Raw genomic sequence first — 19347 nt, forward strand, 5'->3', positions numbered from 1 at the left:
CCGCCAAGGCGGCCATGAGGGGGACACATGGCTTCGAAATCCCGCGGCGGGGCGACCAGCCGGCGTGAGCTGCTGGCGCGCTCGGGCCTGGCGCTCGGCGCCGCGACCCTCGCGTCCGCCGCCCTGGCCCAGGACAGCGATCAGGTCACCGACCCCGACTTCGCCGACGGCGAGCCGCCTGCGCCTCTCGCTCGGCCGACGACCGCGGCCCCCGCGCCAGGACCCGTGGACTGGACCTGGGTACGCAACCAGTGGGCCCTGGACTGGGGGGAGGTCGATCTCTCGGCCATGCTGTTCGCCTCCAATCCCAAGCCGGTGCGCGACGCCATCGACCGCCACCGCCGCGCCCTGGACGCCAATCCGGTGCGCTATCTGGAGAAGAACAACCGGCCGCTGCAGAACGCGGCCCGCGCGGCCGCCGGCGCCTATTTCGGCGTGCCGGCCCAGAACATCGCCCTGTGCGAGAGCACCACCTCGGGCATCGGCCTGCTCTACAACGGCCTTGGCCTCCGCTACGGCCAAGAGGTCCTGACCACCACCCACGACTATTACGTCACCCACGAGAGCCTGCGCCTGGCCGCCCTGCGCGGCGGCGCAACGGTGCGCAAGATCAGCCTGTTCGAGCGGGTGGAGACCGTCACCGTCGAGCAGATCGTCGGGCGGATCGTGGCCAATATCGGCCCCCGGACCCGGGTCCTGGCGCTGACCTGGGTCCACTCCTCCACGGGGCTGAAGATGCCCATCCGCGCCATCGCGGACGCGCTGATCCCCATCAACGCCGGCCGCGCGCCTCACGAGAAGGTGCTGTTCTGCGTCGACGGGGTTCATGGCTTCGGGGTCGAGGACACGACCCTGCCCCAGCTTGGCTGCGACTTCCTGGTGGCCGGCTGCCACAAGTGGCTGTTCGGGCCGCGCGGCACCGGGGTGATCTTCGGAACACCGCTGGGGTGGAGCCGGGTGGAGCCCACCGTGCCCAGCTTCCTGGCGGAGGGCGCCTATTCGGCCTGGCTCGGCGGCTATGATCCGGGCCCTTCCACCGGGGCGCGGATGACGCCCGGGGGATTCAAGGCCTTCGAGCAGGTCTGGGCCCTGACCGAGGCCTTCGGCTTTCACCAGCGGGTGGGCAAGACCAATATCCGCAACCGCACCGTCGAGCTGGCGGGCCGCCTGAAGGAGGGCATAGTGCAGATGCCGCACATCCGGCTGCGCACGCCCCGCGACCCCCGGCTGTCGGCGGGCATCGTGGCCTTCGACGTCGACGGGCTATCGGCCGACGGCGTGTCGCGCCGGCTGCGCCAGTACAGGATCATCGGCTCGGTTTCGCCCTATGCCGAGCGCCACGTCCGCCTGACCCCCAGCTTCCGCAACACGCCCGAGGACGTGGAGTTCGCCCTGAACGCCCTGCACGTGATCCGCGCGGGGTCGCCCTCGCGGGCCCAATCCTAGTCCATCATCCGCACGATCACCGACTGGCTGGCGGTAGCCATCAGCTCTCCATCCTGCGCGAACAGATTCATGACGCCGTGGGCGAAGCCGCCGTGGATGCCGGTGATCTGGATGTCGCAGAGCACCCATCGGGTTGGCACGATCCGACGAATGCGCAGGGTGTTGTCCAGGCTGTTGCCCCCGCCCTGGCGGCCCAGGGCCGCGCCGACGCCCGAGGGCACATAGTCGGCCATGATCGCCAGCATGCTGGCGTCGATGGCGTAGTCCTCCACCGGCTTGATCCACATCACCAGGCGGCCGTCGGCGCTGAGGTCGCCAGTGCGCGGGCCTTCGCCGTAGCGGCCCTTGGCCATCCGCACGTCCAGCCGGCCGTTCAGGTTGTCGCCCTGGTCGCCCCAGAGCACCGAGCGCTCGCAGTCTTCAGGGGCCGGCATGTCGGGCATGGTCACCCACTGGTGCGAGACCGTGCTGGGCCGGGCGCCGAGCGCCGCATTGACCGTGAAGATCTCCTGGTCGCCGACGTGGCCGATCACCCGCGCCTGGCTGTTGTACTTGCCCTGCACCGGCACCCAGACATCCAGGTCCACCACCGAGCCAGGCCGGGCGTAGGACAGGTACTGGGCCGTGGCCCAGATCACCGGCCGGGCGCAGGTTCCCTCCATGGCCGCGATGGCGCTGGCCAGGCCGATACCGCCGTACATGAAGAGGTTGTCGGGCGGCCCCACGCAGACGGCCGGCGTCAGGGGCATGAACCAGCGGTGCGGGTTGTGGGTCGACTGCAGGTCGAAGAAGAGTTCGGTCATGGCGGGCCGATACGCCGACAACGACCGCCTGTCCTCTGTTTTCAGACGGTGGTGGCGGTGTCATCCTCGCGCCCTGATCGGCGACATCGGCCGGGCGACCGCCAGCTTGGCCGTGATGAGAAGACTGCTAATCGGCGCTGCGACACATTGGCTCGACACCGGTCTTCGCAGGCCACGCTTGCTTTCTGCGCGCCGTTCGGGTGTTTAGCCGCCCTGCCGAGCGCTTCTCCGAACCTGACCCGCGATCCTCCGCGGTGGGCCCGCCGCCTCGCCCCAAAGACCTCAGGAAGACCGCGCCATGCAAAGCTCCACAGCCTTCACCCGTGAAACCGTCCAGCTCGACGGAGAGACCTTCCACGACTGCGATTTCCAGAAGTGCCGACTGGTCTATTCCGGGGGTGAGGCGCCGGTGTTCAAGGACTGCCGCTTCGAGGACTGCGACTGGAAGTTCGAGGAAGGCGCGGCCCGGACCCTCGAGCACATGAAGGCGGTCTGGAACGCGGGCGGCAAGCAGCAGCTCCAGGGCCTGATCAAGGAAATCACCAGCGGCGGGGCCGCCCGGTCGTAAGCCGCGTTAGCTGGCGAAGGACTAGCAGGCTCCGGCGCGACGGCCAGCCCGCTTGGGGCCCGCTAAGCCTTCGGCTAGACTTCGCGCCATGAGCACCCTGCGCCGCCTGATCGACCTGCCCGGCATCGCCGACCTGGAATTCGCCTCCGTCATGAAGCCCGCCATGCGCGAGCCGGGCGCCCAGGCCGAGTATCCCCAACTGGACGAGGTCAGCCGCGCCAACTTCGGCCTGACCCTCGACGAGGCCGACGAGGTGAGCCTGCCCGCCGACTGGGACCGGATCGAGCGCCAGTCCGAGCGCGACCAGGTCGAAGCTTTCGAGGCCGCCGGCTGGGACGTCACCGACAAGCGGCGGCCTTTGAAGATCCTGCCGCAGTTCAGCTTCCAGATGTGGCTGGCCATCCGCGGCGTGGCCGGCTCCCTGCCCTATCAGGCGGAGGAGGATGTGGAGGCCAAGATGCAATCCTCGCTGGCGGCGGATGCGGCCAAGTTCAGGCGGGACCGGTAGGGTCGGTCGAATTTCTATATTGCGGTATGGCCAGCTCAGCTATTCAGGATGAAAACCTGAGAGGAAAACCCATGCCCCGTTCCCCCGACTATCTCGGTGCCACCGGCATCGGGGTCAGCGACCTGGCCCGGTCCACCGACTTCTACACCCGGGTCCTGGGCATGAAGCAGGTTCAGACCTTCAAGCTGGACTATATGGATGAGGTGGTGGTGGCCTTCGAGGGCCGTACGGCGGTGGTGCTGATGCACTATACCGACGGCTCGGAGCGGAACTACAAGGACAACCCGATCAAGCTGGTCTTCTACGTCACCGACCCCAAGGCGGTGAGCGACCGGATCAAGGCCGATGGCCTGACCATCATCCGCGAGCCGGCGCCGATCGCCAGCCTGGGCGGCGCGGTGGTCGGCCTGGCCAAGGACCCCGACGGCTACACCATCGAGCTGCTGCAGGCGCCGCCCCCCAAGAGCGAAGCCCAATCCTCCGCGGCCTCGGCCGGAGCCTAGGCTCTCGGATAGAGAATGATCTGGGTGCAGCGGAAGGCGGCCATCAGCTTGCCGGTGGCGGCGTCCGTCAGGGTCGCGTCCCAGACCTGGGTGGTGCGGCCGCCGTGTAGCATCTGGGCGGTGCAGATCACCGCCCCCTCGCGCAAGGTGCTCGTGAAGTTGGCCTTCACCTCGGCGGTGGTGAAGCCGCTCGCGCCTTCCGGCCAGGCCGTGGAGACGCCGTAGGCGCAGAGGATGTCGGCCACCGACAGCAGGCAGCCGGCCAGCAGGAAGCCCGTGTGGGCCACCAGGTCGGGCCGCACCTCGAACCGCCCCACCACGCGTCCGTCGGCGACCTCGGTAATGGTCAGCCCCAGATGGCCCGGCAGCTTGCCGTCATTGGCGCGGTTCAGGTCCTCGACGGACGTTCGGTTCGTGGTCTTGGCCATGGTGTTCCCCCTCTCTGGACCCATCTAGCCCAAAGCCGCGGGCCTGTGTCAGGGTCACCTCCGGAAAACGCGTGGAGGGCCGATGGCCGCGATGGATTTGAGCCAGGTGGCCGAGCGTCTCGCCGCGCGGCGGCCGGCGTCGGGGACCTACATCATCGGCGTCACGGGCGCGGTGGCGGCGGGCAAGACCGTGTTCGCGGCCGCCCTGGCCGAGCATCTTGCGGCGGCGGGGCAGAAGGTGGAGCTGGTCTGTACCGACGGATTCCTGTTCTCCAACGCCCGGCTGGCGGAACTCGACCTGTCAAACCAGAAGGGCTTCCCGCCGTCCTATGACCACGCCGCCCTGCGCGCGGCCCTGGAGAGCGTGCGCCGAGAACCGACCGCGTTCCCCGGCTATTCCCACGTGACCTACGACATCGACCCAGCCCTGGTCCGCACCCTGGATCGGCCTGACATCCTGATCATCGAGGGGCTCAACCTGATCCCCACCCACGGTCCGTCCCTGATCGACAGCCTGATCTATCTGGACGCGCCGGAGTACGATCTGGAGGCCTGGTACACCGCCCGCTTCATGGGTCCGTGGGAAGCCGCCGAGCACGATCCCGGCTCCTTTTACGCCCGCTTCCGCAACATGAGCCGGGCCGAAACCGAGGGCCTGGCCAGGATGGTCTGGGAGAAGGTCAATCTGAAGAACCTCCACGACCACATCCTGCCGGCCCGCGACCAGGCCGACCTGGTGGTGCGCAAGGGGCCGGGGCATCAGATCCTGGCGGTCGAGACGCGGGGGTAAAGCTGTAGATGCTGTGTCCGACTGCGTGTGCAACAACGAGCTAGTTGTTGCCAGCTTGGTTGGACTTGCCTGCAGTCGCCGTTACGAGGCACAAAGGTTGAGTCGCCTAGGCGATAAGGTCGGAGGGGGAGACGGCTTTTTTGCTTGCCCGCACTGGGCCGCCTCTCCCCTCCTCATCCTGCAACGACCGCGTCACGCAGAGCCGTAGCAAGAATGACCCCGGCCTACTTCCGGCCGGATTTCGGCGCGGGCTTCACCGTTTCAACCACGTGGGTCTTCGGTTTGGCCTGAGCCTGCTTCACGGTCGTGAAACGGCCGGTTCCGGCGTTACGTCCGATCTTCATGGCTTTCTCCATGTCGCACTCCAAGGCGGCGTTCGCCCACGCCGCACAGGCTGCGGACGCAAGGGATTCATCACCCGATTCTGACCTGTGGATAACTGCGGCGTTCAGCCCTACGCACAGGAAACATGAGGCCTGTGGATGAGCCCTCTGGTCACCAGACTCAGATCCGACTTCGGCGCCAAATCCCAGCCTTCAACCTCTCGTCAACCAATCCAGCTTCCTGTATCACCGGAACATATCCTGAACGCGCCTTGAGTCCCGCCATGACCGCCATCCGTATCCTCGGCCTAGATCCGGGTCTTCGCCGCACCGGCTGGGGCGTGATCGAGATCGACGGGGCGCGGCTGATCCACGTGGCCCATGGGGTCATCGCGCCGAAGGACAGCCTGCCGTTTTCCGAGCGCCTGCTGGCCCTGTTCGTCGGCATCAGCGACGTCGTCGCCTTGCACAGCCCCCACGAGGCGGCGGTGGAGGAGACCTTCATGAACAATAACGCCGCCTCAGCCCTGAAGCTCGGCCACGCCCGCGCCATGGCCCTGGTGGTCCCGGCCCGCGCCGGCCTGCCGGTCGCGGAATACGCCGCCACGGTGGTGAAGAAGTCCGTGGTGGGCACCGGGTCGGCCGACAAGACCCAGGTGTCCTTCATGATCGCCCGCCTGCTGCCCAAGGCCGGCCCCGCCACCGCCGACGCCGCCGACGCCCTGGCCGTCGCCATCGCCCATGCCCACGCCCGCAAGGCCCGCAGCTTTGGAGCCGCCGCGTGATCGGGCGGCTGCGGGGCCTGGTGGCCGAGGTCGGCGAGGAGGACGCCCTGATCGACGTCGCCGGCGTCGGCTATGTGGTCCGCTGCGGCTCGCGCACGCTCGGCCACCTGCCGGCCATGGGCGAGGAGGCGGTGCTGCACGTCGAGACCCAGTGGTCGGAGGCCACCGGCATGCGGCTCTACGGTTTCCTCGGCCGCGACGAGCGCCGCGCCTTCGTCGTCCTGCAATCCATCCAGGGGGTGGGTCCCAAGGCGGCGCTGGGGGTGCTCGATATCCTGTCGCCGGCGGAACTGGCCCAGGCCGCCGCCCGCGAGGACAAGGCCGCCGTGGCCCGCGCCAACGGGGTCGGTCCCAAGCTCGCCCTGCGCATCGTCACCGAGCTGAAGGACAAGCCGCTCACCGACGGCCCGGTCGCCGCCTTCCACGCCACAGCCCTCGCGCCCGCCCCGCTCGCGCCGTCCGCCACCGGCGAGGCGGTCTCGGCCCTGATGGGGTTAGGCATCGCCGAGGTGAACGCCCGGCGTGTCGTCGAACAGGCCGCCCTGCGCCTGGGGGATGAGGCGACAGTCCAGGCGCTGATCAAGGCCGGTTTGCAGGAACTGGGACGTTGACCCGTCTGGTCTCCGGCGAGGAGGTCCCCATGGAGGGCTCCGACAAGGCGCTGCGTCCGCAGACGCTGGCGGAGTTCGTCGGGCAGGAGCAGGCCAAGGGCAATCTCTCGATCTTCATCGAGGCCGCCAAGGCCCGCGCCGAGGCCCTGGACCACGTCCTGCTGTTCGGCCCTCCCGGCCTGGGCAAGACCACGCTCGCCCAGATCGTCGCCCGCGAGCTGGGGGTGAACTTCCGCGCCACCAGCGGGCCGGTCCTGGCCAAGGCCGGCGATCTCGCGGCGATCCTGACCAATCTCGAACCGCGCGACGTGCTGTTCATCGACGAGATCCACCGCCTGCCGGCCAATGTGGAGGAGATCCTCTATCCGGCGATGGAGGACCATGTCCTGGATCTGATCATCGGCGACGGACCCTCGGCCCGCTCGATCCGCATCGACCTGGCGCCCTTCACCCTGGTGGCGGCCACGACCCGGGCCGGCCTGCTGGCCACGCCCCTGCGCGACCGGTTCGGTATTCCCCTGCGCCTGGAGTTCTACACCCACGGCGAGCTGCAGAAGGTGCTGACCCAGGCCGCCCGGAAGATGAACCTGGAGCTGTCGCCCGACGGCGCCCTGGAGATCGCCGCCCGCGCGCGGGGCACGCCGCGCGTCGCCGGCCGCCTGCTGCGCCGGGTCCGCGACTTCGCCGCCGCCGACGGCGCCACCCTCATTGACCAGAAGGCGGCCGCCAAGGCGCTGGCGCGTCTGGACGTGGACGAAGCCGGGCTGGACGCCCTGGACCGCCGCTACCTCCGCGCCCTGATCGAGAACTACGGCGGCGGGCCGGCCGGGGTGGAGACCCTGGCCTACGCCATCGCAGAGGCCCGCGACGCGGTGGAGGACGTCATCGAGCCCTTCCTGCTGCAGCAGGGCTTCATCCAGCGCACGCCGCGCGGCCGGATGGTCTGCGCCAAGGCCTACACTCACATCGGCCTGACCCCGCCGCCGCAGATCCAGGCGGGCGGACAGCCGGGGCTGTTCGAGGAGGAGTGAGCTTCTCCTCCCCTTCTCAGCGGAGAGGGTAAGGTGAGGGGCCTACGGCCTGTCAGCTGCGCAGCGTCCGGTCGAAACGCCCCCCTCACCCTACCCTCTCCCCCCGAAAGACGTGGGGAGAGGAGACCAGGCCTCGACCGCCTCGCTCCCGTCGCGGCATAAGGGGGTGATGCGTACCCTTTCCCTGATCCTGCTAGGCGCCGTGCTCTGGTTCCTCGCCGCGGTGTTCCTCCGGCTGGCCATGCCGTGGGGACTGTTCGGCGGCGGGTACACGACGGCCATCCTGTTCGGAATCACCGCCCTGCTGGCGCCGGTGCTGTTGAGCGCCGTGCACCGCCTGACCGCCGGCGGCGAGGCGCCCCGCCTGCCCACCGCGGCTATTATCTGCCTGGTGGGGGCGCTGCTGGGCTCGGTGGCGATGACCTGGTCGCCCCAGCTCTATGCCGCCAACCCCGCCCGCCTGGTGGCGGGCGCAGCCTGGCTGCTGTTCGGGCTCGGCGCGCTCCTCACCTCGGCCATGGTGCAGGACCGAACCCGATGACCGAACCCTCCGCCGGCGAGATCGTCGGCCGCGAGCACCGCCTGCCGGTGCGCATCTACTACGAGGACACCGACTTCACCGGCGTCGTCTACCATGGCCAGTATGTGCGGTTCTTCGAGCGCGGCCGCAGCGATTTCCTGCGGGTGGCGGGCATCGGCCACGCGCAGCTGCTGGACCGCCCGGACCCGGCCGCCTTCACCGTCGTGCGGCTGGAGATCGACTTCAAGGCGCCGGCCCGCATCGACGACGCGCTTCTTGTGCGCACGACCTATGATCGGATGGCGGGACCGCGCCTGTTCATCGACCAGAAGATCACCCGCGGCGAGCAACTGATTGCGCAGGCGATCGTCGAGGCCGCCTGTATCGATCTCACAGGACGGCCACGAAAACCGCCTAAAGAACTCATAGCGACGCTCCGGCCCCTGTTTTGCTAGAGCGCGATAGCCGAAAGTGAACTTCCGGTTTCGGCGGCCATCGCGCTCTAACCAGGAGTGGGCAGAAATGTTCGTTTCAAAGTGAAACGTACATTTCTGTGGTGGCTTGGCCACAAGTTCGACACTGCGCTGTCCCAAGCCAATCCTGGCCGGACGCTAACCACGGAGCCCAGGCCGCATGGACCCCGCAGTCCCCGCCGCGATCACCCCCGAGACCTTCTCCTTCATCTCCCTTTTCTTGCGCGCCGACTGGGTCGTGAAGAGCGTGATGATCGGCCTGGCCGTGGCCTCGCTCTGGTCCTGGACCGTGATCATCGACAAGTTCTTCCGCTTCAGCGCGCTGAACGGCCAGGCTGACCGGTTCGAGAACCAGGTCTCCTCGGGCCGCAGCCTGGAGGACATCGCCGCCGAGGCCGGCGAGCGGCCCAAGCACGCCCTGCCCCGCATGCTGCAGGGCGCCCTGCGTGAATGGCGCGACGCTCGCGGCAAGGGGCTCTCCACCGACACCCAGGCCGCCTTCCTGATCCAGCGGATCGACCGGGTGCTGGACACCACCATCGCCCGCGAGGCCCAGCGGGTGGAGGACGGCCTCGGCTCGCTGGCCATCGTCGCCACCGCCTCGCCCTTCATCGGCCTGTTCGGCACCGTCTGGGGGATCATGAACGCCTTCCAGGAGATCGCCATCCAGAAGAACACCAACCTCTCGGTGGTCGCCCCCTCCATCGCCGAGGCCCTGTTCGCCACGGCCATCGGCCTGGTGGCCGCCATCCCGGCCTATATCGCCTACAACAAGTTCTCCACCGACGCCTCGCGCTACACCGGCCGCCTCGAGGGCTTCGCCGACGACCTGTCCACCGCCATCCAGCGGCGGCTGGCGGACCGGACCTAGGCCATGGCGATCTCGAGCCACGACGCGTTCTCAGCCTCGGGCGGCGGCGGCCGCAGGCGCCGCCGTGGCGGCCGCAGGGGCGCCCTGTCGGAAATCAACGTCACGCCGCTGGTGGACGTGATGCTGGTCCTGCTGATCGTCTTCATGGTGTCGGCGCCGCTGTTGACCGTCGGCGTCCCGGTGGAATTGCCCAAGACCGAGGCCGGCTCCATGCAGGACCAGGCCGAGCCGCTGACCGTCTCCATCCGCGCCGACGGCTCGCTGTTCGTGCAGGAGGAGCCCGTGGCCTTCGCCGGCCTCTCGCCGCGCCTGCGCGCCATGGCCGGCGACACCACCAAGCCGATCTATGTCCGCGCCGACGGCCGGGCCGCCTACTCGGTGGTCGCCCAGGTGATGGCGGCGCTTTCCACCTCCGGCTTCACCTCGATCAACCTGATCACCGACACGGGCGGCCCCTCCTCCGGCGGAACCCCCGCCCCGGACGCTCCGGCGGGTTGAGGCCGGCATGACGCGCACCGGGTCGGATTTCTCCGCGGCGATGATCGTCTCCGTCCTGCTGCACGGCGGGGTGATCGTGGCCGCCCTGATTTCCTGGCCCAAGGAACCGCCTCAGGTTGGGACCACCGTGCCGGTCAACATCATCTCCAACGCCACCTACACCGACCTGCGCGCCGCCGCCCAGGCCGCCCAGGAGCAGATGGCCACCACCGAGCAGCCCGTCCCCGACGCCCCGCCCGAGGCCGCCATCGAGGCGCCCCTGCTGGCGCTCGCCCGACACCTGGAGGACGTGCTGGACGACGAGGCCGCCACCCTGCCGCCAGGCGACCGGGCGCGTATTGAAGGGGCTTTGAGGGGGCTCGATCGCCGCGCCCGCATGACCCTGCCGGCCTGGCGCTCCATGCTGCGCGCCATCGATGAGGACGCCGAGGACGACCCCGACTTCGTCGACTGGTTCGACGCCACCTTCCTCTATGGCCGCGTGGTGGACGCCGCCTGCCGCCGCCACTGGGTTGATCCCACCGAGCCCCTGACCAACGCCGTCATCGCCCCGGCCCACGGGGTGCTGGTCACCAGCGCGACCCTGGCCGATAGCACCCTGGCCGATCCCTTCGCGCTCGCCGAAATGCGCACCGGCGCCGCGCGCCTGCCCGACCGGCCTAAGACCCTGCGCCTGGCCTCACCCTTCGACTACGAGACCAACGCCCGGGCCTTCGTGGTCACCGACGTCGGCCGCGACGACCCGCGCCAGGTGGCCGCCGCCATGCGTGAGCTGTTCCTGGCCGCGGGCGGCGGTGGCGTCGGTCTGTTCACCGCCATCCGCCGCCTGCGCGCCGTCCATGAGCGGATCGCCGCCCCGCTTTCCGACAAGGGCCTGGCCCTCTACGCCCAGCACGTCGATCCCCTGGAGGTCGGCGCCCTGGTGGACATCTTCCGGGCCGAGCAGGACAGCTGCCTGCTGGGCACCGACGCGGTCCGGGACGGGGTCGATGTGCCGGGCCGGTCCCTGCGGCTGCTGGTCTTCGACCGCGTGCCCTGGCCGCGGCCCGACATCCTGCACAAGGCCCGCCGGGTCCGCTTCGGCGGCAAGTCCTATGACGACAGCGTCGCCCGCAACCGCATCAGCCAGGCCTTCGGCCGCCTCATCCGCCGCGCCGACGACAAGGGGGTCTTCGTCATGCTCGACGCCGCGGCCCCCACCCGCCTGTTCTCCGGCCTGCCGGAGGGCGTGAAGATCGAACGTCTCGGCCTGGTGGAGGCCATCGAGGCGACGGCGGAGTTCCTGGGGACCTAGCTTCTCCTCTCCCACAAGCGGGAGAGGAAATGTTGCGCCTCACGCCGCCCGCATCTGCTCAAACAGATCCGCCGGATAGGGCGAGACATAGAGGCTGACACCGGTGGCGGCGCGGATCGCGTCGGCGGGCTGGTCCCAGAGGCGCTCCCAGTCCAGGCCGATCAGGGGCGGGCTCCGCCGGCCGTGGGTCCAGGCGCTCAGGATGGTGTCCAGGAACAGGGGCAGGGCCTCGGCCTGGCCCATCGCGATCTTGCTGGTGACCATGCCCAGGAACATCGAGGAATAGTGGTGGCCGAACTGGGCCATCTGGAAGCCCGAGATCGCCACCTCGTGCAGGGCGGTGGTCCGGTAGCCGGCCAGGAGGTGCCAGAGATCGTGGCACTGCAGGATGCGGGCGTTGAGGTAGTCCAGCGGCGCGGGCATGTCGGCCAGGCCCAGCGCTTCGCGGTCCAGGACCTCCAGGTCAAAGCCGTTGTCGACGATCAGGTCATGGAACTCCGCCCCCAGCGATCCCGCCGGGCAGCGGGCCAGGGCCTCCAGGGTGAAGGGCTTGGGATAGCCGGTGGCGGCGGCGGCGGAGACCCCGGGATAGAGCCCGGCGCACCTGGCCACGCGGCCTTGCAGGTCAGGCAGGGTTCCGGCCAGGGCGGCGGTGCGGACCGTGACCTCTCCGGCGTCGAGGTTGGCGACCGGATCGTCCACCAGACTCCAGAAGCCATCCCAGAAGGCGGCGGGGATGTGCTCGGGGGCGCCGTGGGCCTCGATTATCGGCCCGCGCGGAGCGACCCCCAGCCAGCCCTCGGTGGCCCCATCATAGATCAGGACCAACTTCTCCGGGGCCGCGGTCGCGGCATGGACCAGCAGCGCCGCCAGATCGGCCTGGGCCGCGCCGCCCGCCCGGAGGGATGCGGCCAGCCGTTTGGCGTCGTCGCCATCCCCACCTTCAATCACGCGGGCCTCGAAGCAGGCGCGCGCCGCCGGGTCGATCATGCTGGCTTCCCTGGGAACATTTTCTCCAGGCAACCTATCATTCCCATGCGGAAATCAAGCGGCACGCAGGGTTGCGTCCCTTGACACCGGTGTCATTATGCACGAAGCGCCGCCAGGGAGGCCCCAGATGCAGACGACCCGACGGGTCCTTCTCGCCGGCATGGCCGGCGCTGTGGCGCTTCCCGCCGCCGCCGCGCCGGCTCCGAGCCGCGCCCAGGTCCTGGCCGCCATGCGGCGCGCCACCGCCTTCATGACCGACAAGGCCGCGGTGCATGGGGGCTATGTCTGGTCCTACCTGCCCGACTTCTCGCGCCGCTGGGGGGAGCTGGAGGCCAGCGCCACCCAGGTCTGGGTGCAGCCGCCGGGAACCGGCACGGTGGGCCACCTGTTCCTCGACGCCTATCACGCCACCGGCGACGAGGCCTACTACGCCGCCGCCACCCAGGCCGCCGAGTGCCTGATGGCGGGCCAGCTGCCCACCGGCGGCTGGAACTACCTGATCGACTTCGGCGGCGAGGCTGCCAAGGCGAAATGGTACGCCACCATCGGGGCCAACGCCTGGCGGATGGAGGAATTCCAGCACGACTGGGGCAACGCCACCTTTGACGACGCGGGCTCCTCGGAGGCCATGCAGTTCCTGCTGCGCATGTATCTCGAGAAGCGCGATCCTCGGTTCAAACCGGCCCTCGACCGGGCGCTGGATTTCGTCCTGAACAGCCAATATCCCAACGGCGGCTGGCCGCAGCGCTGGCCCGCGGGGCGGCCGTTCACCAAGCATGGGGCCGACTATACGGGCCACATCACCTTCAATGACGACGTGGCCGGGGAGAATATCAAGTTCCTGGTCATGGCGGCCCAGACCCTGGGCGATCCCCGCGTGGCCCCCGCCATCCGCCGCGCCATGGACGTCTTCCTCATCACCCAGCAGCCCGCCCCCCAGGCCGGCTGGGGCCTGCAGCACCGGGTCGACGACCTGAAGCCCGCAGCCGCGCGCAGCTATGAGCCCCTGGCCCTGACCACCCACACCACGGCGGTCAACACCGCCCAGCTGATGACCTTCTACGAACTCACCGGCGACCCGAAGTACCTGGCCCGCGTCCCCGAGGCTCTGAACTGGCTCGCCAAGGTCGCCCTGCCCAGGCCGAGGCCGGACGGCCGCACCCATCCGACCTTCCTGGAGATCGGGACCGACCGGCCGCTCTATGTCCACCGGCGCGGGTCCAATGTGGTCAACGGCGCCTACTATGCGGACGGCGATCCGGAGAAGACCCTGGCCCACTACAGCGCCTTCCGGCTCGTGAAGCTGGATGAGCTCCGCGCCCGCTATGCGGCGCTGAAGGCGACCCCGCTGGACAGGGTGGCGGCGAACTCTCCCCTGACCCACAAGGGGGCCCTGCCGCGCTTCTTCGCCAACCAGGATTTCGCCACCTCCGACCTCAACGGCGGGGGGACGATGGCGCCGCTGAAGGTCAGCCCCGAGACCGTCTCCAGGCTGTTGGCCGACCTGAACACCGAGGGCTATTGGCCCACGCCCCTGCTCGCCACCAGCCATCCCTACAAGGGCCCTGGTCCCAAGACGTCAACCCCAGGCGACTATTCCCAGACCCATGTGGGCGACGACTTCGACACCTCGCCCTATCCGACGGACACTCCGGTGATGGGCGTCTCCACCTCGGCCTTCATCAAGAACATGGGGGTTCTCATCAGCGCGGTAGACGGCGCCTAGCGTCTTTCCTCCCCTTTAGCGAAGCGTAAGGGGGAGGGGGACCGCGACGCAGGCGTGGTGGAGGGGGCGAGCCTCAAGTTCAGAGCCCGGTCGCGCCCCCTCCACCGCCTGTCGGCGGTCCCCCTCCCCCGTAAACGGGGGTGGAAAGGGCTACACCACCGCCTTCGAGTAGAGGTTGATCACCAGCACACCGGCCAGGATCATCCCCATGCCCAGCACCGCGGGCAGGTCGAGCTTCTGCTTGAAGATCAACCAGGCCAGCAGGGTGATCAGCACGATGCCGATCCCCGACCAGATGGCGTAGCCGACCCCCACCGGCACCGTCTTCATGGAGTGAGACAGGGCGTAGAAGGCCACCCCGTAGCCCGCTGCAGAAATGATCGACGGAAGGGTCTTGGAGAACCCGTCCGACGCCTTCAGCGCGGTGGTGGCGACCACCTCGCAGACGATGGCGATGCCGAGCCAGGCGTAGCCGTTCATGGGGTCGTCCTTCTGTCCGAATCGAGGGGCCGGCCCACCGTAGCCGGAACGCGCGCCCGCGGGTCAGGCGCACGCCGCAAGCTCCCCTAGCCCGGCGCCCGCGTGGCGGTGATGACCTCCCCCACCAGCCGGGCGACGGTCTCCATGTCGCTGGTCGGAGTGGGGGTGGTCCCCAGGCGCACCACCACCAGCCCCGCCGACGGGACCACGATCACGTACTGGCCGTGGTGGCCACGGGCCATGAAGGCGTCGGCGGGCATGCCCCAGGCGATGCGCCGCCGCGATCCTTCGCCGGGTCCCCGGTTGGTCCAGAACCCCGCCCCGTACCCCACGGCCTCGCTGCCCGGGGTCGGGCGGGCGGAATAGTCCGCCCAGCCCTTGGGCAGGATCTGCTGTCCCCCCACCTGGCCGTCATCGAGATAGAGCTGCCCCAGCCGCGCCCAGTCCCGGGCGCTGGCCCACATGTGGGTGGATCCCAGCGGCGTGCCGGTGGCGTCCAGCTCCAGGGTGGCGTGCTTCAGGCCCAGCCTGTCGAACAGGTCGCGGTGAGCGAAGGCCAGCAGGGCGTCCTGGTCGCCGCCGGCCTGGTCGCGGAGGATGCGCGAGAGGATCAGCGTGCTGGCGTCGGCATAGCTCCAGTCGGTTCCGGGCGCCGCCTTCAAGGGCGCGGCCACGGCGGCTCGCGCCTTGTCCCGCTCGGCGAACAAGATCCGGGCCGAGGGGTCGAAGGCGCTCCAGGGGCTGGCGGTGAGGGACTGGCCCAGGGCCAGGCCGCTGTTCATCCGCAACAGGTTGTCGATGGAGATTGCGTGGCGAGGGTCGCTCGGGGCGGCCCAGGCGGCCACGGGGGCGGGCCCCTGCACCGAGACCTTGCCCTGGGCCACCAGCACCCCCAGCAGGGCGTTGGTCACCGACTTGGTCATGGACCAGCCCGTGATCGGCGTGTCGACGCCATAGCCGGCCGCGTAGCGTTCGCCGACGATCCTGCCCCGGTGCAGGATCACGACGGCCTTGGTCTGTCGCAGGGCCGGCCGGGCCGGCTCGGCGAAAGCGCGGTCCAGGGCGGCCTCGATGGCGGGTGACGTCGCGGCGGTCTCCAGGGCAGGAGGGACGGGGCCGGGGATCACCGGCCTGGCGGGCGCAGGCGGCGGGGCCGCGCCACGCAGCACCAGGCAGCCCGCGGCGCCGCGGTGGACGGCGCGGCTGGGGGCGAAGCCCGCCAGGCTCGAGGTCACCGCCTGGTTGGTTCGGTCCACCTTGTGGCGGACCAGGAAGTGCGCCGGGCCCAGGTCCGGATCGATCGCCTCGCGGCGGATGACCTGCGGGTCGAGGCCCGAGACGAAGGTGGCCGAGCAGAGCTGGTGGCTGGTCAGGCCGGTGGCGACATGGGCCGCGCCGCTCAGGGCGCCGCAGCCGGCGAGGGGGGCCGCCGCCGCGATCAGCAGCAGGGGGCGCAGGTGTTGGATGTTCATTGAGGAGCTCCGAAGGGTTCGATCCCTCGTCTGCCGCCTCAGGAGGTGACGTTCGCGCCGGTTTTGAAGTCTGGCTGGCCGATTCCGAAATCGGCGGTAGCGCGCCGGAAGTCGCTAGGGGTGACACCGGTGTCGGCCCGGAAGGCCCGGTTGAAGGGTCCCAGGGAGTTGAACCCCGTGTCCAGGGCGATGGTCAGGATGGGCGTCGCGTCCTGGGCCCGGTCGGCCAGGGCGGCCTTGGCCTCGGCGATCCGGTAGCCGTTCAGGTAGCTGTTGAAGTTGCGGTGGCCCAGTCCCTGATTGATCAGCCGCCGCAGCCGGTACTCCTGCACCCCCAGCATCTCGGCCAGCCGGCCGATGGTCAGGCCTTCGCGCCGATAGGCCCGGTCGAAGCTCATGGCGTGGTCCAGGGCCGCGGCCAGGCTCTGGTCGGCCGGTTCCACGGAGTGGGCGAGGCCGGTCGTCGGACTGGCGGCCGGCGTCAGCCAACCGCTCGCCGCCACCTGCAGCAGCGCCGCGGCCACCGCCAGGGCGATGAGCGCCAGGGCCAGGGCCTGGATCAGGCTGCCGACATCGGGGCTCGCCGGACGAGGACCCAGGACATCAGACAGGGCGTTCAGGGCGATGAACCCGGCGGCGGCGCCGATCACGAACGGCCGCACGCGGCGGCGCGGCTCCACCAGGTCGGCCGGCCACGAGGCCAGGGTCTGACCCGCCGCCAGCAGGCCCAGGCCCAGGGACTCCAGGACGAGGAACCCGCGCACCGCCCATGCCACCGGTGTCATTTCCGGACCCAGGGCCAGGGCCTCGAACAGGCCGACGGCGACGATCAGCACCCACGCCGCCCCATGCCAGGGCCGCAGCCGGAACCCGTCGTCGAACAGCGCCCGCGCGAACAGCCAGAAGGCCAGGTTGCCGCCGGCCGTCAGGGCCTCGATGGGAAAGGCGACGATCCCGAGCCGGCCTTCAAGGGCGCTGGCCGACGACACCGCGAAGGCCGCGGCGCTCAGGGCGAACAGGGCGCCCAGGCGCGCGGCCTGCGCCCGCCCGTGGTCGCGGAGCAGCAGGACCGCCACCAGCACCAGCAGCAGGCAGGCGCCGCCCCGCAGCATGAGATCGACGCTGGTCAGAAGGTCCGGCATGCGCGCCCCCCGGCGGCCTGATCAGTGCTTGCCGCGGTCGCGGCCGAAGTTGGGTTCGGCGCTTTCCTGGCCGGCCGCGATAATGCCGCGGCGGATCTCTCGGGTGCGGGTGAAGAGCTCGAACAGCTTGTCGCTCTCCCCCCAGCGTATCTGCCGGGACAGAGCCTGCAGGTCCTCAGTAAAGCGGCCGAGAATCTCCAGCACCGCCTCCTTGTTGGCCACGAAAACATCGCGCCACATGGTGGGATCGGACGCCGCGATACGCGTGAAGTCGCGGAAACCGCCGGCCGAATACTTCATCACCTCAGCCTGGGTGACCTCCTCCATGTCGGCGGCGGTGCCGACGATGTTGTAGGCGATCAGGTGAGGCAGGTGGCTGGTGACGGCCAGCACCAAGTCGTGGTGCCTATCGTCCATCAATTCAACATTCGCCCCCAGCGCCCGCCAGAACTCCGACAGCTGGCTGACCGCCTCCAGGTAGGCGTCGTCCTGCCGCGGCTGCGGGGTCAGGATCACCCAGCGGCTCTGGAACAGCTCGGCGAAGCCGGCGTCAGGACCCGAGTGTTCGGTGCCGGCGATCGGGTGGCCCGGCACGATGAAGACGTTGTCGGGCAGGGCCGCGGTCAGGGCGGCGGCCACCGAGCCCTTCACCGAGCCGACGTCGGTGACGATGGCGCCGGGCTTCATGGCGGGCGCGGCGGCCTTGGCGGCGTCACCCATGGCCAGCACGGGAACCGCGAAGACCACCAGGTCGGCGTCCTTCACCGCCTGCGCGATGTCGCCGGTGACCTTGTCGGCATAGCCCAGCTCGACGATTCGGGCGCGGTGCGCCTCGCTGAGGTCGGCGACGATGACCTCGCCCACGGCGCCCGCCTCGCGGGCCGCCAGGATGACCGAGGAGCCGATCAGGCCGCAGCCGATCACCGCCATGCGGGGGAAGAGGATCTCGCCCATCAGGATTTCACGAAGGCGGTGAGCGCGTCGACCACGGCGCGGTTGTGATCTTCCAGGCCGATGGTGATCCGCAAATGGTCCGGCAGGCCGTAGCCGCCCACCCCTCGAACGATGATCCCCTTCGACGCCAGGAACGCCTCGGCCTCCTTGGCGGTCTTGCCCGGCGTGTTGGGGAAGCCCACCAGTACGAAGTTGGCCGCCGAGGGCACAGGCTCCAGGCCGAGGCCGCCCAGCTGCTGGATCAGATAGGGCCGCCATTGCGCCACCAGGGCCAGGGAGCGGGCCTGGAAGTCGTCGTCCCCCAGCGCCGCGACAGCCGCCATCTGGGCCGGGGTGTTGACGTTGAACGGCAGGCGGATGCGGTCGAGCGCGTCGGCCATCTCCACCGGCATATAGGCCCAGCCCACCCGCAGGGCGGCCAGGCCGTGCAGCTTGGAGAAGGTGCGGGTCACCACCACGTTCTCGAACTCGCGCACCATGGACATGCCGTCCTCGAAGGCCGGGTCCGCGACGAACTCCGCATAGGCGCCGTCCAGCACCAGCACGACGCCGGGGGCCAGGCCGGCGTGAAGGCGGCGGATCTCTTCGCCGGTGATCCAGGTGCCGGTGGGGTTGCCGGGGTTGGCGACGAACACCAGGCGGGTGCGGTCGTCGACCTGGGCCAGCAGGTTGTCGACGTCGATGCGGTGGTTGACCTCCTTGGCCAGCTTCACGGTCGCGCCGCAGGCCCGCGCGCCTATGGCGTAGGCCCCGAAGCCGAACTCGCCCTGGACGATGTTGTCGCCGGGTTCGAGGAAGGTCTGGTTCAGCAGCTGGAAAATCTCGTCCGAGCCGCAGCCGAAGATCAGCCGCTCAGGCTCCAGGCCGTACTTCTGCGCGATGGCGGTTCGCAGGATCGTGGTGCGGCCGTCGGGATACATGTGCAGCAGGTCGATGGCGCCGGCGAAGGCCGCCTTGGCGTCCGAGCTGCAGCCGAGGATGTTCTCGTTGGCCGAGAGCTTCAGCGGATGTTCGATGCCTTCGACCTTGGCCTTGCCGGGAACATAGCAGGCGATGTCGAGGATGCCGGGCTTCGGCGTGGGCCGCTGGGCCTTGGCGCGGTCGAGGACGGTGTCGGACATGGGACGCTTC

At 69.6% G+C, this 19347-nt stretch carries 22 protein-coding genes and 1 pseudogene; 14 read left to right on the forward strand and 9 right to left on the reverse strand.

What is annotated here, in order from left to right:
- Positions 1 to 27: 27 nt before the first annotated feature.
- Positions 28 to 1446, forward strand: a complete 1419-nt coding sequence (locus tag OCL97_RS11230; RefSeq protein ID WP_377370137.1) for an aminotransferase class V-fold PLP-dependent enzyme — start codon at positions 28 to 30, stop codon at positions 1444 to 1446.
- On the opposite strand, the gene OCL97_RS11235 is transcribed toward OCL97_RS11230, so the two are convergent.
- Positions 1443 to 2249, reverse strand: a complete 807-nt coding sequence (locus tag OCL97_RS11235) for an acyl-CoA thioesterase (protein ID WP_304783557.1) — start codon at positions 2247 to 2249, stop codon at positions 1443 to 1445. The genes OCL97_RS11230 and OCL97_RS11235 overlap by 4 nt on opposite strands.
- A 298-nt stretch (positions 2250 to 2547) precedes the next feature.
- Here OCL97_RS11235 and OCL97_RS11240 point away from each other — a divergent pair, with 298 nt between their 5' ends.
- The 3 genes from OCL97_RS11240 (at position 2548) to OCL97_RS11250 (ending at position 3828) form a co-directional block, all read left to right on the forward strand.
- On the forward strand, positions 2548 to 2817 hold the full coding sequence (locus tag OCL97_RS11240; protein WP_377370138.1) for a hypothetical protein: 270 nt from the start codon (positions 2548 to 2550) through the stop codon (positions 2815 to 2817).
- 88 nt (positions 2818 to 2905) lie between these two features.
- On the forward strand, positions 2906 to 3325 hold the full coding sequence (locus OCL97_RS11245) for a hypothetical protein (protein ID WP_377370139.1): 420 nt from the start codon (positions 2906 to 2908) through the stop codon (positions 3323 to 3325).
- Between the two features lie 71 nt (positions 3326 to 3396).
- Positions 3397 to 3828, forward strand: coding sequence for a VOC family protein (locus OCL97_RS11250; protein WP_304783566.1), 432 nt, complete (start codon positions 3397 to 3399; stop codon positions 3826 to 3828).
- Here OCL97_RS11250 and OCL97_RS11255 read toward each other — a convergent pair.
- Positions 3825 to 4256, reverse strand: a complete 432-nt coding sequence (locus OCL97_RS11255) for a PaaI family thioesterase (protein WP_377370140.1) — start codon at positions 4254 to 4256, stop codon at positions 3825 to 3827. The two genes, OCL97_RS11250 and OCL97_RS11255, sit on opposite strands and share 4 nt — an antisense overlap.
- A gap of 82 nt (positions 4257 to 4338) precedes the next feature.
- Here OCL97_RS11255 and OCL97_RS11260 point away from each other — a divergent pair, with 82 nt between their 5' ends.
- A complete protein-coding gene (locus tag OCL97_RS11260; protein ID WP_377370141.1) occupies positions 4339 to 5046 on the forward strand; it encodes a type I pantothenate kinase in 708 nt (235 codons plus the stop codon).
- A gap of 224 nt (positions 5047 to 5270) precedes the next feature.
- Here OCL97_RS11260 and OCL97_RS11265 read toward each other — a convergent pair whose 3' ends face one another.
- Positions 5271 to 5402, reverse strand: coding sequence for a hypothetical protein (locus OCL97_RS11265; RefSeq protein WP_305762338.1), 132 nt, complete (start codon positions 5400 to 5402; stop codon positions 5271 to 5273).
- A 251-nt stretch (positions 5403 to 5653) separates the two neighbouring features.
- Between OCL97_RS11265 and ruvC the strand changes: the two genes are divergently transcribed.
- The 8 genes and pseudogenes from ruvC to OCL97_RS11305 form a co-directional block, all read left to right on the forward strand.
- Positions 5654 to 6154 carry a crossover junction endodeoxyribonuclease RuvC gene (gene ruvC, locus OCL97_RS11270; protein WP_377370142.1) on the forward strand — a complete coding sequence of 167 codons (501 nt, stop codon included), beginning with the start codon at positions 5654 to 5656 and terminating at the stop codon, positions 6152 to 6154.
- Positions 6151 to 6765 (forward strand): Holliday junction branch migration protein RuvA, encoded by a 615-nt coding sequence (ruvA, locus tag OCL97_RS11275; protein ID WP_304783582.1) that lies wholly within the window; start codon positions 6151 to 6153, stop codon positions 6763 to 6765. The genes ruvC and ruvA overlap by 4 nt, the downstream gene beginning before the upstream one ends.
- Positions 6762 to 7796 (forward strand): Holliday junction branch migration DNA helicase RuvB, encoded by a 1035-nt coding sequence (gene ruvB / locus OCL97_RS11280; protein WP_377370143.1) that lies wholly within the window; start codon positions 6762 to 6764, stop codon positions 7794 to 7796. The genes ruvA and ruvB overlap by 4 nt, the downstream gene beginning before the upstream one ends.
- A gap of 169 nt (positions 7797 to 7965) precedes the next feature.
- Positions 7966 to 8337 carry a hypothetical protein gene (locus OCL97_RS11285; RefSeq protein WP_377370144.1) on the forward strand — a complete coding sequence of 124 codons (372 nt, stop codon included), beginning with the start codon at positions 7966 to 7968 and terminating at the stop codon, positions 8335 to 8337.
- On the forward strand, positions 8334 to 8771 hold the full coding sequence (locus tag OCL97_RS11290) for a YbgC/FadM family acyl-CoA thioesterase (RefSeq protein WP_377370146.1): 438 nt from the start codon (positions 8334 to 8336) through the stop codon (positions 8769 to 8771). The genes OCL97_RS11285 and OCL97_RS11290 overlap by 4 nt, the downstream gene beginning before the upstream one ends.
- A 178-nt stretch (positions 8772 to 8949) precedes the next feature.
- Positions 8950 to 9660 carry a protein TolQ gene (gene tolQ, locus OCL97_RS11295; RefSeq protein WP_377370147.1) on the forward strand — a complete coding sequence of 237 codons (711 nt, stop codon included), beginning with the start codon at positions 8950 to 8952 and terminating at the stop codon, positions 9658 to 9660.
- A gap of 3 nt (positions 9661 to 9663) precedes the next feature.
- Positions 9664 to 10158, forward strand: coding sequence for an ExbD/TolR family protein (locus OCL97_RS11300; RefSeq protein WP_310539097.1), 495 nt, complete (start codon positions 9664 to 9666; stop codon positions 10156 to 10158).
- A 241-nt stretch (positions 10159 to 10399) separates the two neighbouring features.
- Positions 10400 to 11452: pseudogene (locus OCL97_RS11305) on the forward strand (helicase C-terminal domain-containing protein); the annotation flags it as partial.
- Between the two features lie 39 nt (positions 11453 to 11491).
- Here OCL97_RS11305 and OCL97_RS11310 read toward each other — a convergent pair.
- A complete protein-coding gene (locus tag OCL97_RS11310; protein WP_377370148.1) occupies positions 11492 to 12442 on the reverse strand; it encodes a Coq4 family protein in 951 nt (316 codons plus the stop codon).
- A 127-nt stretch (positions 12443 to 12569) separates the two neighbouring features.
- Here OCL97_RS11310 and OCL97_RS11315 point away from each other — a divergent pair, with 127 nt between their 5' ends.
- The gene (locus OCL97_RS11315) at positions 12570 to 14168 is read left to right on the forward strand and encodes a pectate lyase (protein WP_377370149.1); all 1599 of its coding nucleotides are present in this window, start codon (positions 12570 to 12572) and stop codon (positions 14166 to 14168) included.
- A gap of 150 nt (positions 14169 to 14318) precedes the next feature.
- Here the strand turns inward: OCL97_RS11315 and OCL97_RS11320 are convergent, their stop codons facing one another.
- From OCL97_RS11320 to hisC, 5 genes are all read right to left on the reverse strand, one after another.
- Complete coding sequence (locus OCL97_RS11320; RefSeq protein WP_377370150.1) at positions 14319 to 14648, reverse strand: SMR family transporter; 330 nt, start codon at positions 14646 to 14648, stop codon at positions 14319 to 14321.
- Between the two features lie 86 nt (positions 14649 to 14734).
- A complete protein-coding gene (locus OCL97_RS11325) occupies positions 14735 to 16120 on the reverse strand; it encodes a serine hydrolase domain-containing protein (RefSeq protein WP_377370151.1) in 1386 nt (461 codons plus the stop codon).
- 38 nt (positions 16121 to 16158) lie between these two features.
- Positions 16159 to 17262 (reverse strand): helix-turn-helix domain-containing protein, encoded by a 1104-nt coding sequence (locus OCL97_RS11330; RefSeq protein ID WP_377370152.1) that lies wholly within the window; start codon positions 17260 to 17262, stop codon positions 16159 to 16161.
- Positions 17263 to 17283: 21 nt separating this feature from the next.
- Complete coding sequence (locus tag OCL97_RS11335) at positions 17284 to 18216, reverse strand: prephenate/arogenate dehydrogenase family protein (RefSeq protein ID WP_304776884.1); 933 nt, start codon at positions 18214 to 18216, stop codon at positions 17284 to 17286.
- Complete coding sequence (gene hisC / locus OCL97_RS11340) at positions 18216 to 19337, reverse strand: histidinol-phosphate transaminase (protein ID WP_377370153.1); 1122 nt, start codon at positions 19335 to 19337, stop codon at positions 18216 to 18218. The genes OCL97_RS11335 and hisC overlap by 1 nt, the downstream gene beginning before the upstream one ends.
- Positions 19338 to 19347: the final 10 nt, after the last annotated feature.

Source organism: Phenylobacterium ferrooxidans, from assembly GCF_042714595.1.
In the GTDB taxonomy this organism is placed as follows: Bacteria; Pseudomonadota; Alphaproteobacteria; order Caulobacterales; family Caulobacteraceae; genus Phenylobacterium; species Phenylobacterium ferrooxidans.